This is a genomic window from Amycolatopsis sp. WQ 127309 (assembly GCF_023023025.1).
In the GTDB taxonomy this organism is placed as follows: domain Bacteria; phylum Actinomycetota; class Actinomycetes; order Mycobacteriales; family Pseudonocardiaceae; genus Amycolatopsis.
Genome location: NZ_CP095481.1, coordinates 1,385,653 through 1,401,936, shown reverse-complemented (window position 1 = coordinate 1,401,936; position 16,284 = coordinate 1,385,653). Strand labels below are relative to the sequence as shown.

General features: G+C 73.2%; 16 protein-coding genes and 1 pseudogene. 12 read left to right on the top strand and 5 right to left on the bottom strand.

The window, feature by feature from the left end:
- Positions 1-12 precede the first annotated feature (12 nt).
- From MUY22_RS05990 to MUY22_RS05980, 3 genes are read right to left on the bottom strand one after another with little or no spacing between them, the layout of a single operon-like run.
- Entirely contained in the window at positions 13-864 is an 852-nt protein-coding gene (locus tag MUY22_RS05990) for an alpha/beta fold hydrolase (RefSeq protein WP_247057915.1), read from the bottom strand.
- A 45-nt stretch (positions 865-909) separates the two neighbouring features.
- A complete protein-coding gene (locus MUY22_RS05985) occupies positions 910-1,566 on the bottom strand; it encodes a response regulator transcription factor (RefSeq protein WP_247057913.1) in 657 nt (218 codons plus the stop codon).
- The gene (locus MUY22_RS05980; RefSeq protein WP_247063675.1) at positions 1,563-2,666 is read right to left on the bottom strand and encodes a sensor histidine kinase; all 1,104 of its coding nucleotides are present in this window, start codon (positions 2,664-2,666) and stop codon (positions 1,563-1,565) included. Before MUY22_RS05980 ends, MUY22_RS05985 begins: the two co-directional genes overlap by 4 nt.
- 146 nt (positions 2,667-2,812) lie before the next feature.
- Between MUY22_RS05980 and MUY22_RS05975 the strand changes: the two genes are divergently transcribed.
- Both MUY22_RS05975 and MUY22_RS05970 read left to right on the top strand, forming a co-directional pair.
- On the top strand, positions 2,813-3,409 hold the full coding sequence (locus tag MUY22_RS05975) for a class I SAM-dependent methyltransferase (protein ID WP_247057910.1): 597 nt from the start codon (positions 2,813-2,815) through the stop codon (positions 3,407-3,409).
- Positions 3,381-3,518: pseudogene (locus MUY22_RS05970) on the top strand (DedA family protein); the annotation flags it as partial. The gene MUY22_RS05975 and the pseudogene MUY22_RS05970, both read left to right, overlap by 29 nt.
- 17 nt (positions 3,519-3,535) lie before the next feature.
- Here MUY22_RS05970 and MUY22_RS05965 read toward each other — a convergent pair.
- A complete protein-coding gene (locus MUY22_RS05965; protein WP_247057906.1) occupies positions 3,536-4,312 on the bottom strand; it encodes a helix-turn-helix transcriptional regulator in 777 nt (258 codons plus the stop codon).
- 74 nt (positions 4,313-4,386) lie between these two features.
- On the opposite strand from MUY22_RS05965, the gene MUY22_RS05960 reads away from it, so the two are divergent.
- From MUY22_RS05960 to mfd, 3 genes are read left to right on the top strand one after another with little or no spacing between them, the layout of a single operon-like run.
- Complete coding sequence (locus tag MUY22_RS05960; protein ID WP_247057904.1) at positions 4,387-5,307, top strand: LLM class flavin-dependent oxidoreductase; 921 nt, start codon at positions 4,387-4,389, stop codon at positions 5,305-5,307.
- 29 nt (positions 5,308-5,336) lie between these two features.
- Positions 5,337-5,963, top strand: coding sequence for a hypothetical protein (locus MUY22_RS05955; RefSeq protein ID WP_247057902.1), 627 nt, complete (start codon positions 5,337-5,339; stop codon positions 5,961-5,963).
- 25 nt (positions 5,964-5,988) lie between these two features.
- Positions 5,989-9,543 (top strand): transcription-repair coupling factor, encoded by a 3,555-nt coding sequence (gene mfd / locus MUY22_RS05950; RefSeq protein ID WP_247063672.1) that lies wholly within the window; start codon positions 5,989-5,991, stop codon positions 9,541-9,543.
- A gap of 39 nt (positions 9,544-9,582) precedes the next feature.
- Here the strand turns inward: mfd and MUY22_RS05945 are convergent, their stop codons facing one another.
- Entirely contained in the window at positions 9,583-9,990 is a 408-nt protein-coding gene (locus MUY22_RS05945) for a hypothetical protein (protein ID WP_247057900.1), read from the bottom strand.
- An 86-nt stretch (positions 9,991-10,076) separates the two neighbouring features.
- On the opposite strand from MUY22_RS05945, the gene MUY22_RS05940 reads away from it, so the two are divergent.
- From MUY22_RS05940 to MUY22_RS05910, 7 genes are all read left to right on the top strand, one after another.
- Entirely contained in the window at positions 10,077-11,117 is a 1,041-nt protein-coding gene (locus MUY22_RS05940; protein ID WP_247057898.1) for a hypothetical protein, read from the top strand.
- Positions 11,114-12,043 carry a MazG family protein gene (locus MUY22_RS05935; RefSeq protein ID WP_247057896.1) on the top strand — a complete coding sequence of 310 codons (930 nt, stop codon included), beginning with the start codon at positions 11,114-11,116 and terminating at the stop codon, positions 12,041-12,043. The genes MUY22_RS05940 and MUY22_RS05935 overlap by 4 nt, the downstream gene beginning before the upstream one ends.
- A gap of 137 nt (positions 12,044-12,180) precedes the next feature.
- Positions 12,181-12,732 (top strand): RNA polymerase sigma factor, encoded by a 552-nt coding sequence (locus tag MUY22_RS05930; RefSeq protein WP_247057895.1) that lies wholly within the window; start codon positions 12,181-12,183, stop codon positions 12,730-12,732.
- Positions 12,729-13,535 carry a zf-HC2 domain-containing protein gene (locus tag MUY22_RS05925; RefSeq protein ID WP_247057893.1) on the top strand — a complete coding sequence of 269 codons (807 nt, stop codon included), beginning with the start codon at positions 12,729-12,731 and terminating at the stop codon, positions 13,533-13,535. Before MUY22_RS05930 ends, MUY22_RS05925 begins: the two co-directional genes overlap by 4 nt.
- Positions 13,536-13,545: 10 nt before the next feature.
- Positions 13,546-14,349: an ABC transporter ATP-binding protein gene (locus tag MUY22_RS05920; protein ID WP_247057890.1), complete on the top strand. Its 804-nt coding sequence runs from the start codon at positions 13,546-13,548 to the stop codon at positions 14,347-14,349.
- Positions 14,349-15,698, top strand: a complete 1,350-nt coding sequence (locus MUY22_RS05915) for a hypothetical protein (RefSeq protein WP_247057888.1) — start codon at positions 14,349-14,351, stop codon at positions 15,696-15,698. Before MUY22_RS05920 ends, MUY22_RS05915 begins: the two co-directional genes overlap by 1 nt.
- The gene (locus MUY22_RS05910) at positions 15,695-16,258 is read left to right on the top strand and encodes a hypothetical protein (protein WP_247057887.1); all 564 of its coding nucleotides are present in this window, start codon (positions 15,695-15,697) and stop codon (positions 16,256-16,258) included. Before MUY22_RS05915 ends, MUY22_RS05910 begins: the two co-directional genes overlap by 4 nt.
- Positions 16,259-16,284 lie beyond the last annotated feature (26 nt).

Here is a 16,284-nt window from a genome sequence, read left to right as displayed (position 1 = left end):
CTCATCCTGCCATCAAGCGGTGAAATCGCCGTTCGCCGCCGCGCGCGTGAGGAACTCCAGGTCCGCGTCGCCGGGGAGGTAGTGCCCGGTGCCGGGCACCAGGTCGACGACGGCGTCCGGTGCGAACGCCTCCAGCCGCCGTTTGGTCGTCGCGGAGTCGACCATGACGTCGTCCGTGCCGGCGACGGCGTAGACCGGCACGGCCAGCCGGGCCAGCGCGGCGTCGTCGAACGCCGGGAACGGGCCGGTGCGGTAGCGGTAGTTCGCCGAGACGAGCAGCTGGTGTTCGAGGACATCGGGCGACCTCGCGTCGCCGAGGACACCGGCCACCGACCTGCGCCGGCCCCGCTCGCCCAGCAGTGCCCACAGCACGGCCTTGACCAGGAAGGCCTTCTTCATCGGGCCGAGGCCGATCGGGGAGCGCAGCACGAGCGCGGTGACGCGGTCCGGGCGCCGGGTCGCGTAGTCGAGCGTGAGCCAGCCGCCGAGCGACGACGCCAGGAACGCCGCCGACGGCACGCCGAAGTGGCCGAGCACGGCGTCCAGCCAGGCCGCGTACCGGTCGGTGCCGAGCGGCGGGCGCGTCTCGGCGCTCAGCCCCGGCTCGCCGACGATGTCGACGGCGTACACCCGGAAGCGCTCGGCGAGCGCCGGCAGCCGGGGCGCCCATTCGCCGGAGTTGCTGCCGGAGCCGTGCAGCAGCACCAGTGCCGGAGCGCCGGCCGGGCCGGAGACGAGCACGAACGTCTCGCCCTCGGGCGTCGGCACCCGGACCTGCTCGTGGGGGACGGGCCACGCCGTCAGGACGTCGAGGTAGCGCTCACGCAGCAGCCGAGCGCCCGCTTCGGACTTGTATATCGTCATGAAACATACTCTAACCTTCCCTATCAAGTGGATAAATAGGGAGTTTTACGCCCCCGGTTGCACCAAGCCGGACTCGTAGGCGAACACCACCGCGTGCACCCGGTCACGCAGCCGCAGCTTGCCGAGGATCCGGCCGACGTGCGTCTTCACGGTCGTCTCGCCGATGTACAGCTTCCCGGCGATCTCGCCGTTGGACAGCCCGCGCGCGATCAGGCCCAGCACGTCCTTCTCGCGCTCGGTCAGGACGTCGAGCTTCGCGACGTCCACCGCGTCGTGGCGGCGGTCGAGGTACCGGTCGAGCAGCCGCCGGGTGACCGACGGCGCGACCATCGCGTCGCCGCGCAGCACGCCCCGGACCGCGACGAGCATCTCTTCCGACGGCGCGTCCTTCACCAGGAACCCGCTGGCTCCGGCGCGCAACGCGGCGTAGGCGTACTCGTCGAGGTCGAACGTCGTGATGATCAGGACGCGCGTGTCCGGCAGCTCCGCGCAGATCCGCCCGGTCGCCGCGACGCCGTCGAGCACCGGCATCCGGACGTCCATCAGCACGAGGTCCGGCCGCAGCTCCCGGGCCTTCGCGACGGCCTCCTCGCCGTTGGCCGCCTCGCCCACGACCACGAGGTCCTCTTGGCTCTCGACGATCATCCGCAGCCCGACCCGCACCAGCTCCTGGTCGTCGCAGAGCAGCACCCGCACGCTCACGGCCCGACCACCAGGCTCGCGCGCACCCGGTAGCCGCCGTCGGCGAGTGGCCCGGTCGTCAGCTCGCCGTGGTACATCTCGACGCGCTGGCGCATCCCCGCCAGCCCGCGGCCGGACGACGGCAGCGGTGGCGAAGGCGCGGCGCCGCCGCCGGTGTTCGTCACCTCGATCCGGGTTTCGCGGGGCCCGAAGGCGACTTCGACGCGGCCGGTCGCGTCGGCCGGGGCGTGCTTGATCATGTTGGTCAGGGCCTCCTGGACGATCCGGTACGCCTGCAGCGCGGCGCTCGCGGGCAGGCCGCCCGGGTCGCCGGTGACGTCGAGACTGACCGCACGCCCGGACTGCTCGACGAGCTCGCGCAGCTCCGCCACGGTCGGCTGCGGGCTGCGCGCGGCCGGGCCGGCGTGCAGGACGTCGAGGAGCCGCCGCAGCTCGGCGAGCGCGTCGCGGCCGGTGCGGCTGATGGTGTCGAGCGTGCGGTCGACGACGGCGGGGTCGCGGTGGCGGGCGAGCTTCGCGCCCTCGGCGTTCAGCACGATCACGCTCATGCTGTGCGCGAGGACGTCGTGCAGCTCCCGCGCGATCCGCGCGCGCTCCTCGGCGGCGACCGCGCGGGTCTGGGCGTCGACGCGTTTCCCCTCCGCCGCGGTGAGCTGTTCCTTGGCGTGGAAGAACTCCCCGAGCGCCCAGGCGGCGATGTGCAGCGGGAGGGTCCCGACGACCGTGAGGGTCGGGTTGTCGGAGTACGTGCCCCAGGTGAAGCCCCACATGACGTCGAGGGCGACGACGCAGGCGGCGATCAGCGCGCCGAACCGCCGGTCGCCCAGCTTCACGAGGGTGAACAGCACCACGGCCATGCTCAGTTCGGCGCGGCCGCGGTCGAACGCCCAGATCTCGTTCGTGTAGGCCGCCGTGGCCCCGGCGATGATCAGCGCCGCGGCGAGCCGCGGGTAGCGGCGCCGCACCAGCAGCGGCAGCAGGAACAGCATCGGGATCGCGCGGGTGGACCACGGCGCGGGCCCGTTCCAGTTGGGCGCCAGGGAGACGAACACGGCGTACAGCGGCAGGTCCACCGTCCACCGGTGCCGCCGCACCCACATCACCAGTCGTTCCACGGACCGAACGTAACGCGGGCGCCGGGCCCGTGGCGTCCTTCCTCCGGTCCGACCTCGTCCTCCTCCGGGAGGACACGCGCGGCCGATCCGGCGGATTCGCGGCCACGTCCGCCGTTCCTAACGTCGGGATCATGTCGATCACCAGCGAATTCCTCCGCCACCCGATGCTGACGGGCGCGATCGCGGCCAGTTCGCCGCGGCTCGCCGAGACGATGACGGCGGGCCTCGGCCTGGAACGCGCGGCCCGCGTCGCCGAACTGGGGCCGGGCACCGGCGTCTTCACCGAAGCCGTCCTCGCGCTGCTTCGCCCCGAAGCGTGCTTCACGGCCGTAGAGATCAACCCGCGTTTCGCGGACGCGCTGCGGGATCGGTTCCCGCAGGTCGACGTCGTGACCGGCTCGGCGGAACACCTTGCCGCCGCACAGTTCGACGTCGTCGTGTCCGGTCTGCCGTGGACGGCCATGACCGCCGAGCGGCAGCACCGCATCCTCGACGCGGTCATGGCGTCGCTCGCCGCGAACGGCCGGTTCACGACGTTCGCGTACGCCCACGCGGCCTGGACGCCACCCGCGCGCCGCTTCGCCGCGTCCCTGCGAAGCCGCTTCGCTGTCGTAGAGCGCACTCCGGTCGTGTGGGGGAACCTGCCGCCGGCGTTCGTCTACCGCGCGGCGCTGCCGGTGAGCGTGGGGAGGACCTGGCGTGGACAGCCTGCTGCGGCCACTGCTTGACGCGCCCGCGGTGGTCGTCTACCCGGTTTGCGGCCTGCTGATCACGGCGGAAACCGCGCTGCTGCCGGGAATCGTGCTCCCGACGTTGTCGGCGGTGCTGTGGGCGGGCGCGGAACTGCTGGTCGGTCAGCTGACGGCGTCGGCCGTCTGAAGCAGGGCTTCCGCGGTTTCGGCGTCCGCCGGCAGGAAGGTCTCCAGCTTCAGCTCCGACACCGTGACGTCGGCCGCGGTCGCGAACGTCGTGATCGCGGTGATCAGCCGCAGCTCACCGACCGAAGTGGACAGCCGGACCGGGACCGCGAACCCCAGGTGGTCCGGGGCCGGCGGGGACGCCGGTGGCAGGTACGACTGGAGCTCGGCGAGCTGCGCGGCCAGCCGGTCGTCGGGGTTGCGCGCGAGGTCGTTGCGGATGCGCTCGAGGATGTGGCGCGCCCAGTCGTCGAGGTTGCGCACGCGCGGCGCCATACCCTCGGGGTGCAGCGCGAGCCGCAGCGTGTCCACCGGCTCCGCCAGCAGCTCCGGCGCGACGCCCTCGGTGAGCAGGCCGAACGCGTCGTTCTGCGCGACCAGCACGCCGTAGCGGTCGACGACGATCGCCGGGTAGGGGCGATGGCCGTCGAGCAGCCGCCGCAGGCCGTCGAGGACCGGCTTGATCGCCGGGGAATCGAGCCGCGTTTCCGGGTACGAGGGCGCGAAGCCGGCGGCGTAGAGCAGGCCGTTGCGTTCGCGCAGCGGCAGTTCCAGCGACTCGGCGACGCGCAGCACCATCCCGCGGCCGGGGAGCGAGCGCCCGCTCTCCATGAAGCTCACGTGCCGTTGCGTCGTCCCGGCGCGCAACGCCAGGTCGAGCTGGCTGAGGTGCCGCCGTATCCGCCAGTCCTTGAGCGCCGTTCCGAAGTTCACCCGACCATCATCGCGGTCCGCGCCATTCCCCGCGAGGAATTGAGCCCATACCCCGGTGCGAACAGGCTTGCGGCATGACGAAATACGGCCTGGTCGTCCCGACCTACCAGCCCATCCTCGACGCCGGGCGGACCGCGCCCGAACTGGTCGAGACCGCCGTCGAGGCCGAACGCCTCGGCCTCGACTCGGTGTGGGTGGGCGACACGCTCGCCCGCGCCCCGATCGACGCGCTGACCATCCTGGGCGCGTTCGCGGCCCGCACGTCCCGCGTCACGCTCGGGACGGCGTCGCTGCTCCCGGCGCTGCGCGACCCGCTCCTGACGGCGAACCAGCTGCTGAGCCTCGACCTGCTCAGCGGCGGCCGGCTCACGGTGGCCGTCGGCGCCGGGTTCGCCGGGCGGAGCGAGCCGGAGTTCGCGTTCACCGGCGTCCCGTGGGCCCGCCGGCGCGCGCGGCTGGACGACATCGTGGCGCTGTGGCGGGCCGCGTGGCGCGGCGAGACGTCGTTCCACGGGCCGGTGCTGGACTACGGCTCCCTGCCGGTGTTCCCGGCGCCCGCGCGCCCGGGCGGCCCGCCGGTGTGGCTGGCGGCGCACACGCCGGGGGCGCTGGAGCGCGCCGGCCGGTTCTACGACGGCTGGCTCCCGTACCCGCCCGACCCCGCGGACTACGCCGCCGGGCTGGCCGGGATCCGCGCGACGGCGTCGCGGCCGGTGACCCCGGCGCTGTTCGCGACGGTCCTGGTCGAGGACGACGCCGATCGCGGGACGGCGCTGCTGGAGGAGTACTGCCGGCGCAACTACGGCATGCCCGCGGACTTCGTCCAGCGCATCCAGATGCAGGTCACGGGCTCGGCCGCGGAGGTGGCGTCGCAACTGCGCGAGTACGCCGGCGCCGAGCACGTGCTGCTGCGGGTCGCGAGCACCGAGCCGAAGGTCTTCGACGAGCAGCTGCCGCGGCTGGCGGAGGTGGCGGCGGAACTGCGGGCCGCGTAACGCGGGCGGGGCGGCACCGACTCATCGGCATGGCGAAGGTGAACTGGTCGGCGCGGCAGCCGCTGCCGGCGGTCCCGGCCTGCCGCCTGACCGCCGTGCTGCGCGAGGCGCGCCGGGCGACCGGCCGCGACCGCGAAACCGGCCGGATCGAGCCGGGCAAAGCGGCGCTGAGCGGGAACTGGCTGGGGGCCGTCGGCTACCTGCTGCTGGTCGACCAGGTGGGGAGCGCCTGCCGGGCGCCCGGCCCGCCGGTCGTCCGGGCGCTGCGGCAGTTCGCGCCCCGGGTGGGTGAACCGGAACGGGAGGCGCTCTACGCCCTGCGCTGCTCGCTCGTCCACGACTTCGGGCTGGTCACCGTCGGCGGACCGGGCCGGACCCACCACTTCATGCTGGACGACGCGGCGGGGTCCGGCCCGGTCGTGCGGCTCCCGCCGGAGCCGTGGGACGGCCGCGCCGAGCACTGCCGGCGGCTCAACGCCACCTGGGTCGACCTGCGGGCGCTGGGCGACCTGGCCGAGGAGGTGGTCCGGCGGTTCGCGGGCCGCCACGACCAGGCACCGGTGCCCCGCGGCCGTCGATCCCGGCCCGCGCGCCGACCGGCTCCGGGCACCCGCGCGGCCAGCGGTGATCGGAAACCTGTCGGTGGTGGCACGTAGGCTGGGGACCGTGACAAACGCTTCACTGTCCGGACTCCTCACCGCCGTACTTCCCGACCCGGCCCTGCGTGGAGTGGTCGAGCGCGCCGGTGCGCCGCTGCTCGAACTCCAAGGGCCGATCGCCGCGCGCCAGCTCGTCGCCGGCGCCCTCGCCTCGGACGACGGCGCCGGGAAACCCGTGCTCGTCGTGACCGCCACCGGCCGGGAGGCCGACGAGCTGACCGCGGCGCTGGGCGCGCTGCTGGGCACGAGCCGGGTCGCCGACTTCCCGTCCTGGGAGACCCTGCCCCACGAGCGGCTCTCGCCCCGCGCCGACACCGTCGGGCGGCGGCTGGAGGTGCTGCACCGGCTGAAGACCGGGGCCGACGACCTGCGCGTCGTCGTCGCCACCGTCCGCAGCCTGATCCAGCCGATGGCCCCCGGGCTCGGCTCGCTCGCCCCGGTCGACCTGGTCGTCGGCGAGGAGCAGAGCTTCGACGCCCTGCTGGAACGGCTGGTCGAGCTGGCCTACACCCGCGTCGACATGGTCGAGAAGCGCGGCGAGTTCGCTGTCCGCGGCGGCATCCTCGACCTGTTCGGCCCGACCGCGCAGCACCCCGTCCGGGTCGAGTTCTGGGGCGACGAGGTCAGCGAGATCCGCGCGTTCGCCGTCTCCGATCAGCGGTCGCTGCCCGGTGAGATCCCGCGCGTCACCGCGCCGCCGTGCCGTGAGCTGCTGCTCACCCAGCCGGTCAAGGACAAGGCCGCGGAGCTGGCGAAGACCTACGAAGCCGACGCGCACCTGTCGGAGATGCTCACCAAGCTGGCCGACGGCATCCCCGTCGAGGGCATGGAAGCGCTCATCCCGGTGCTCTGCGAAGGCGAGCTGGAGCTGCTCACCGACGCGATGCCGGTCGGCACCCACGTCCTGCTGACCGACCCGGAGAAGATCCGCGCCCGCGCCGCCGACCTCGTCCGCACCGGCCAGGAGTTCCTCGAAGCGTCCTGGACGACGGCCGCGGCGGGCGGCCTGGCCCCGATCGACCTCGGCTCGTCCGCCTACCGCGGGCTCGAGGGGATCGCGTCCCACGCGCAGGACACCAAGCGCACCTGGTGGACGCTCAGCCAGCTGACCAGCGAAGACCCGGACGTCTACCGCGTCTCGGTCGAGGCGGCGCCGGCCTACCGCGGCGAGATCGACCGCGCGACGGCGGACCTGCGCGCGCACACCGCGGCGGGCGGCACGGCGGTGCTCGTCGTCGCCGGTCAGGGCACCGCGGCCCGCGCCGTCGAGCAGCTCTCGAGTGCCGACGTCCCGGCGTCGCTGGCGGGTGACGGCGTCACGGGCTCGCTCCCGCCCGGCACGGTCACCGTCACCTGCGGCGCCCTCACCGAAGGGTTCGTCTCGCCGGAGCGCGCCCTCGTCGTGCTGTCGGAAGCCGACCTCACCGGCCGCGGCGCCGGTGCCGGAACGTCCACAAAGGACCTCACCACCAAGATGCCGTCGCGGCGGCGCAACGCCGTCGACCCGCTGGCCCTCAAGAACGGCGACTACGTCGTCCACGAGCAGCACGGCATCGGCCGGTTCGTCGAGATGGTGCAGCGCACCGTCGCCGGCGCGACCCGCGAGTACCTGCTGCTGGAGTACGGCTCGTCCAAGCGCGGCCACCCCGGCGACCGGCTGTTCGTCCCGACCGACCAGCTCGACGAGGTGTCCAAGTACGTCGGCGGCGAGCTGCCCACGCTCAACAAGCTCGGCGGCTCCGACTGGAAGAACACCAAGGCACGGGCCAAGAAGGCGGTCAAGGAGATCGCCGCCGAGCTGGTCCAGCTCTACGCCGCGCGCCAGGCCGCGCCCGGGCACGCGTTCGGCCCGGACACGCCGTGGCAGGGCGAGCTGGAAGACGCCTTCCCGTTCACCGAGACCAACGACCAGCTGGCCGCGATCGACGAGGTCAAGTCGGACATGCAGCGCGGCGTCCCGATGGACCGCGTGATCTGCGGCGACGTCGGCTACGGCAAGACGGAGATCGCCGTGCGGGCCGCGTTCAAAGCGGTGCAGGACGGCAAGCAGGTCGCCGTCCTCGTCCCGACGACGCTGCTCGCCCAGCAGCACCTCAACACCTTCCACGAGCGGATGCGCTCGTTCCCGGTGACGATCAAGGGCCTGTCCCGGTTCACGAACAAGACCGAGTCGGACATCATCCTGGAGCAGCTCGCCGGCGGCGAGGTCGACATCGTCATCGGCACGCACCGCCTGCTGCAGACCGGGATCCGCTACAAGGACCTCGGTCTGGTGATCGTCGACGAGGAGCAGCGCTTCGGCGTCGAGCACAAGGAGCACATCAAGGCGCTGCGCACGCACGTCGACGTCCTGACGATGTCGGCGACGCCGATCCCGCGCACGCTCGAGATGTCGCTGGCCGGCATCCGCGAGATGTCGACGATCCTGACGCCACCGGAGGACCGGCACCCGATCCTGACCTACGTCGGCTCGTACGACGACAAGCAGGTCGGCGCCGCGATCCGCCGCGAGCTGCTGCGCGACGGCCAGGTCTTCTACGTCCACAACCGCGTCTCGTCGATCGAGAAGGCCGCGCGGCACATCCGGGAGCTGGTGCCGGAGGCGCGCGTCGTCACCGCGCACGGCCAGATGAACGAGGACAAGCTCGAAAAGATCATCCAGGGCTTCTGGGAGAACGAGTACGACGTCCTGGTGTGCACCACGATCGTCGAGACCGGGCTGGACATCTCGAACGCGAACACGCTGCTGGTCGAGCGCGGCGACCTGCTCGGGCTGGCGCAGCTGCACCAGCTGCGCGGCCGCGTCGGGCGTGGTCGCGAGCGCGGGTACGCGTACTTCCTGTACCCGCCGGAGGCGCCGCTGACGGAGACGGCGCACGACCGGCTCGCGACGATCGCCCAGAACACCGAGCTGGGCGCGGGCATGGCGGTCGCGATGAAGGACCTGGAGATCCGCGGCGCGGGCAACATCCTGGGCGCGGAGCAGTCCGGGCACATCGCCGGTGTCGGGTTCGACCTGTACGTGCGGCTGGTCGGCGAAGCGGTCGACGCCTTCCGCCGGCACGCGGGCGCGGAGCCGACGGAAGACGAGGAGCTGGCCGACGTCCGCGTCGACCTCCCGATCGACGCCCACCTGCCGCACGACTACATCCCGGGCGAGCGGCTGCGGCTAGAGGCGTACCGCAAGATCGCGGCGGCGCCGGACACCGAGGGCCTGGACGCGGTGCGCGAAGAGCTGATCGACCGCTACGGCCAGCCGCCGGCGCCGGTCAACCGCCTGCTCGCGGTGGCGCGGTTCCGGCACACCTGCCGCGAGGCGGGCGTGACGGAGGTGGCCGTGCAGGGCAACACGATCCGCTTCGCGCCGCTGCCGCTGCAGGACTCGCAGATGGTCCGGTTGAAGCGGCTGTACCCGAAGGCGATGTTCAAGGCCGTGACGAACACCGTGTCGGTGCCGAAGCCCACGGAAGGCGCGGCGGGCGGCCGCATCGGCGCCCCGACGCTGCGCGACGAGGAGCTGCTCGGCTGGTGCGCCAAGCTGCTGACGCAGCTGACGAAGAAACCCGCGGCGGTGTAAGGGAAACGGACGTCCGGTTGCGTACCGGACGTCCGTCGCTCAACCGACTTCGCTGAACATCGGCGGCATCGGGTTCGCCAGCCCCATCCGCACCTGCTCGACCGGCACCGGCACCGCGCCGGCGTCCGACATGGGCTTCGGCCGTGGCCGGCGCGGGTTGCGCGTCCCCGCGCCGCCACCGCGGCCCGGGTACACCAGCAACCCGCGCGCCGGATCGGGCACGGCGTCGAGCGCCGCCGTCACGACCGGCAACGCCCGGAACGCGTCGCGGCTCTCCTCGGAACGGAATTCGATCTCCAGCACGACGCCCCAGCGGTGTTCGTGCCACACCCACTGCTCGGCGCCGTTCGTCAGTGCTGCTTCGGTCAGTGCGTCACCCCGGGCGAGCCGCCACAACGAAGCCGTGGACTCGCCATCGAAGACCTCGATGGTCAGCCAGTGGTCCATGCCGACGACGGTACGCCCGGCGAAACCGAACGGGTGTTGCGTTTCGGCCGCGAAGGTGTGAGAGGGTATGCGCTGTGATGCGGATCATGGGGCGCCCTCGCGCGCTGGTGGCGGTCGTTGCCGGCGCTCTCCTGCTCGCCGGGTGCGGTGCGGGCCCCGGTCAGGTCGGCAGTGCGGTGATCGTCGGCGACCGCTCGGTCTCCCTCGACCAGGTGCAGTCGATGATCGACCAGGCCGTCCGGGACCAGCCGTACGCGCAGAAGCTCGCGCGTGAGCACAAGATCGACCTGCTCGGCCGGGAGATCATCCGGCAGTCCGTGCTCCACGAGCTGACCCTGCGCGCCGCGAAGCAGGAGGGCATCGTCGCCGACCAGGCGAAGATCGCCGGCCTCGCCGCGAAGGAGTCCGCCGCCCCGGTCACCGACACCGGGCAGGGCGACCAGGTCGCCGTCACCGAGATCGTCTCCAAGCTGCGCGACAAGAACGAGACGGCCGGCGACGTCGTCCTGGAGCAGCAGCTCGCCGAGAAGTACCTGCCGAAGCTGTCGGTCGGCGCGGACTACGTCGGGATCAGCGCGGCCGCCGCGAACGACAAGGACGCCCGCGCCCGCGCGTTCGACCTCGCGAAGCAGTTCGCCGACGACCCGGGCAAGATCCAGGGCGCCATCCAGCAGGCGAGCCAGGCGGCGCAGGCCGCGCAGCAGGCCCAGCAGTCCGGCGGCCCCGGCCCGGCCCCCGGCGACGTCTCCGACGCCGGGCTCACCGAGCTCTTCGGCGCTTCGCAGTACCTCGCGCTGGCGCAGACCGCGTTGTTCGGCTCCGCCGCGAACAGCGTCGTCGTGTTCCAGGCGCGGATGCCGACCAAGCCCGACTGGTACGTCTTCGTCGTCCGCACCCGCGGCACCGACAAGGCCGTGCCGGCGGACCAGGAGGCGCAGAAGCCGACCGACGAGCAGCTGACCGCCATCGGCACCCGGCTCCTGCAGCCCTACGTGGGCCCGAGCGGGCTGCGCGTCAACCCCCGGTACGGCGTGTGGGATGTTGTGAGCATGAACCTCGCGACGAACCAGGACGCCACCCAGGGCACCGTGCTGCCCTTGCGCGGTGCCGCTCCCGCGCAGCAGTGAGCCGGGGCGTCGTCGTAGTCGTCCGCGGGGCGACACTGCCCGCCGCGGCGCTGAAGGTCCTTCGTGAGTCCACCGCCGTCTTCGCGGCCTCGGACGTCGACCCCGCGGTGTTCGGGGTCCCGGCGATCACGGAGGCGCTGTCGCTGAAGGGCATCGTGCTGCTCACGACGTCCCGCGAAGAACCCGCCGCGGCCGTGCTCATCGCGACCGGCGCGCAGGTCATCGACACGCCCGTCCCGCCGCTGGTCGAAGCCGCGGACGTGATGGACCGGCTCCGCTCGCCGGGCGGCTGCCCGTGGGACGCCGTGCAGACGCACGAGTCGCTGCGGCAGTACCTGGTCGAGGAGACCTACGAGCTGCTCGACGCGATCGAAGACGGCGACCGCGAGGCGCTGCGCGAGGAGCTCGGCGACGTCCTGCTGCAGGTGCTCTTCCACGCCCGCGTCGCCGCCGAGGACCCGGCGGACCCGTTCGGCATCGACGACGTCGCGGCCGCACTGGTCGAGAAGCTGGTCGGCCGGCACCCGCACGTCTTCGCCGGCGCCGACGAGGTGCGCACGGTCGAGCACCAGAACGCCAAGTGGGAAGAGCTGAAGCAGCGCGAGAAGCAGCGTCTGTCCATTGTGGACGGCGTCGCGCTCGGCCAGCCCGCGGTCGCGCTGGCCGGCAAGCTCGGCCAGCGCAGCGGCCGCGCCGGCATCCCGCTGGACCTCTTTCCCGAGGGCTCGAACGCGGCGGCCCAGCTGTTCCGCATCGCGGCCACGGCCCGCCGCGCGGGCGTCGACCCCGAGGGCGAGCTGCGAGCGCTGGCGAAGGAGTTCGCGCTGGAGGTCCGCGCCGCCGAGCAGGCCGCGCGCGACGCGGGCCTGGAGCCGACCACCCTGGAGGCGGACGGCTGGCGCAAGTTCTGGCCCACCCGCGACTGACCCCGGACGCCACTTTCGCTGGGAAAGATGCGTCCGAGGGCGCCTGGACGTATCTTTCCTAGGGAAAGTGAGCGTGACGCAGGTCACACTCGGGTGAGAACCGGGGGCGATCTTCCGACGTCTTCCCTGGTGTGAGGATGAAGCCACTGGAGGACGCCGACGAGGAGCACCTCGTCCGGCGCACGGCCAAGGGCGACCGCGCGGCGTTCGAGGAGCTCTACCGCCGCACGTCGCCCTGGCTGGCCGTGCGCCTGCGCCGCCGGTGCGCGGACGAGCAGGTCGTCGCCGAGGTCATGCAGGAGACGTACCTGGCCGTCTGGCGCGCGGCGGGCTCGTTCGCGGGGTCCGCGGCCGGCGGTTCCGCGGTCGGCTGGGTGTGGATCATCGCCGCCCGGCGGCTGGTCGACGCGTTCCGCCGGCGGGCGCACCACGCGCAGCCGCCGCCGGTGATGGCGCTCGACGTCGCGCCGGTGCCGGGGGCCGAGGAAGAAGCGCTGGCGGCCGCGGTCGGGGACGAGGTCGGCGACGCGCTGCGCGACCTCGCGCCCGAGCTGCGGGCCGTGCTGCAGGCGATGGTGCTCGACGGGCTGACCGTCCGCGAGACCGCCGTCCTGCTCGGGCTGCCGGAAGGCACCGTCAAGACCCGGGCCCGGCGGGCGCGGATCGCGATGCGGGAGGCACTGTCATGAAGCATCCGTCGGACGAGCTCATCGCCGGCTACACGGCGGGCGACGACCTTCCCGGTGACCAGCTCTGGGGCGTCGAGGCGCACCTCGAGACGTGCGCGGTGTGCCGGGCGCGGCTGGCCGTGCTGAGGCCCGCGCAGCCGGTGGTGGACCTCGTCTGGTCGCGGCTCGCGGTGGACATCGAGCTGTCGGGCACGCCCGCGCACCCGCAGCCGACAGCGCACCCGCGGCGGCGGTGGCTGTTCACCTGGACCACCCCGGTGATGGTGCCGTGGCTGGCGATGATCGTGCTGCTCACGCTGGTCGTGGTGGCGTTCGACCGGATCTGGCCCGCGACGTTCGACACGACGGCGGTGCAGCTGCTCGCGCCGCTGCTGCCGGTGCTCGGCGTCGCCGCGTCGTGGGCGCGGGGCCTCGATCCGGCGTACGAGGTCGTCGTCGCGACCCCGCGGGCCGGGCTGTACCTGATCGCGCGGCGGACGGTGGCGGTGCTCGTCGTCGTCCTGCCGGTGCTCGGCGTCGCGGGCTGGCTGACCGGCACCGGGTTGGCGCTCTGGCTGGTGCCGAGCCTGGCCTTCACCACCGGCACGCTCGCGCTGGGCGGCCTGATCGGCGTCACCCGCGCGGCCGGCGTGCTCGGCGCGGTGTGGGTCGCGGCGGTGGTGCTGCCGAGCGTTGTGGCGCACCGGCAGACAGTTGCGCTCAGTGCCGGTGCGGTGCCGGTGTGGGCGGGGATCTTCGCGCTGACGACGGTGGTCGTCGCCCTGCACAAGGGCGCGTTCACCCGGCTCGGCGTCGGCGACTAGGGAGGAAGACATGCGTGCTGTCGGGGCCGCCGAGATCGCGCCAACGGCCTACGCCTGGGAAATCCGGGCGGAAGGGCTGAAGGTGCGGGTCGGACGGCGGAAAATGGCGGTGGACGGGCTGGACCTGTCGCTGGGCAAGGGGGTGCACGGCCTGCTCGGGCCGAACGGCGCGGGCAAGACGACGCTGATCCGGGCGCTGGCGACGGTGCTGCGGCCGGCGGAAGGCCGGCTGACGCTGCTCGGCGCACCGGCCGGGGGGCACGCCGGGCAGCGCGGCCTGCGCCGCCGGATCGGTTACCTGCCCCAGGACTTCGGCTACTACAAGCGGTTCACGGTCCGCGAGTTCGTCGAATACCTGGCGTGGCTCAAGGAAATGCCGAAGGCGGACATCCCGGGCGCGGTGCAGCGCGCGATCGAGCGCGTCGGGCTGGCCGACCGAGCCGGCGACCGGATGAAGACGCTGTCCGGCGGCATGGTGCGCCGCGTCGGGATCGCGCAGGCGATCGTCAACGACCCGGACATCCTGCTGCTCGACGAGCCGACGGCCGGCCTGGACCCGGCCCAGCGCGTCCGGTTCCGCGAGCTCGTCCAGGAACTGGGCCAGGACTCGTGCGTGCTGATCTCGACGCACCTGGTCGAAGACGTCGGCACGGCGTGTTCCGACGTCGTGCTCTTCGCCGAGGGCAAGCTGGTCTTCCAGGGGACGCCGGGCGAGCTGGCCGCGGCGGGGACCCCGGACCACGTCGGTGACAGCCCGATCGAGCGCGGTTATTCGGCGCTGCTGAACCACGAGCACGGCAAGGGGGCGTGGTGATGGTCTTCCGCATCGAACTGCGGCGCTCCATCGCGCCCTGGGCCGGGCTGGCGCTCGCCGTGGTCGCGCTCGGGTTCCTGTTCCTGCTGTCCGGGCCGTGGTGGAAGGTGCCCGCGTCGTGGACGGCGAACACGACGACCACGGCGTTGTGGCTGCGGTTCTTCTTGGTGTTCCTGTGGCCGATCGCCGTCGGCGCCGGGGCGATCCAGGGCATGCGCGACAGCCGCTCCGGCATGGTCGAGCTGCTGTCCACGACGTCCCGGCCGGGGTGGCACCGGGCGCTGCGGCTCGCCGGAGCGGTGGGGGCGCTGAGCGCGCTCGGGTTCGTGCTGGTGTTCGGCGTCGGCCTGGCCGAGGTGCTGGGGCACGGCGGGTTCGTGTCCGTGAGCTTCCTGCCGGTCCTGTTCGTCGGCCTGCTCGCCATCGTGGCCGGGAGCTGGGTCGGCCTGGCGGTCGGGCGGCTGCTGCCGCACCCGCTGACCGCGCCCGCGCTGGCCGTGCTGACCATGGCGGTGTCGATCCTGGTCTGGGCGTCGGGCGCGCTTTCCGGGGCGTACAGCCGATTCGGGCTGCTGACGCCGGTCTTCAGCGAGCCACGGGGCATGCTGACGACGACCGCGACCTCCGTGGACCTCGGGCAGACGGCGTGGTTCGCGGGTCTCGCGGCGACGGGCTTCCTGCTGCTGGCGGCGGATTCCGCGCGGGCCAGGGTCCTGGGCCTGCTGCCGGTGGTGGCCGCGGCGGCGATCGCCCTGCCGGTCTTCCCGGCCTTCGCCGACGGTCTCATGGCCGCCGACAGCGTCGCCGCGCGGAAGCTCTGCGACGGGCCGATCTGCGTCAGCCGGGCGCACGAGGACAGGCTGGCCGCGCTGGCCGGGCCGGGTCGCGAAGCGCTGGCGCTGCTGGCGAAGCTGCCCGGCGCGCCCACCCGGATCGAGGAGCGGACGGCGCCGTCTTCCGTCACCGATCGGCCTGCCCGCGATCCCGGCGTCGTCTACCTGGACTTCCAGGTCAACGACGACCTGCTGACGGCGGACGCGAGCACCCTGCGCGCGGCGGTGCTGTCCGGCGCCGGGCTGCCCGGGTGCGTGCCACCGAGCTACGGCGACTCGTCAGACCTGGGGGCCCGCATGATCGCGGCGGGGTACTTCACCGGCGAGCTGAAGCAGCTGCCCGAGTACGCCGGGAGCTGGTTCCGCCTGGAGTCCGCTCCGATCGAGCAGGCGTGGGCGAAGTTCCGCGCGCTGCCGGCGGACGTCCAGTTCGCCCGGATCGTCGCGCTGCGCCAAGTGCTGCTGACCTGCGACGGCGACCCGATCGACACGCTCGTGCCGGGGGCGCTGCGATGAGGTGGGCGATCCTCTACGCCCGGTCGAGGCAGCTCCCGGCGGCGTTCGCGGCGCTGCTGGTGGCCACGTTCGGCCTGTGGTTCCTGGGCCGCGATTCGTGGGACACCCTGCTGGTGGTGCTGACGCTGGCGGCCGGGATCGCGGTGGCGGCGATCGGCCTGAGCGGCCAGGACCCGGATCTCGACCGTGCCGCGGCCCTCCCGTGGCCGGTCCGGCGGTTCGCCCACCTGGCCCTGATCGGCGTCGCGACGGGCGCGCTGGTGCTGGGGGTGCAGCACCTGGGCACGCCAATTGTCGACTTGTCGATCATAGTCCGCGACGCGGCGGGCTTGGCGGGCTTGGCCGGCCTCGCGGCCACGGTGGCGGGCGGCCAGTTCGGCTGGACGCTCCCGCTGGCCTGGTGCGCGATCGGCCCGTTCGTCCCGGACGACGACTCGACCGGCGCCCGCATCGCCGCGTGGATGCTGCAACCCCCGGCCACCACGGCGGCGACGTGGACGGCGGCGGTGCTGGCGCTAACGGGAGCGACGACCTACGCGGCCCGGGGCGGCCGCCGGTAGCCACGCACCGGACCGGCCGGGGTGGG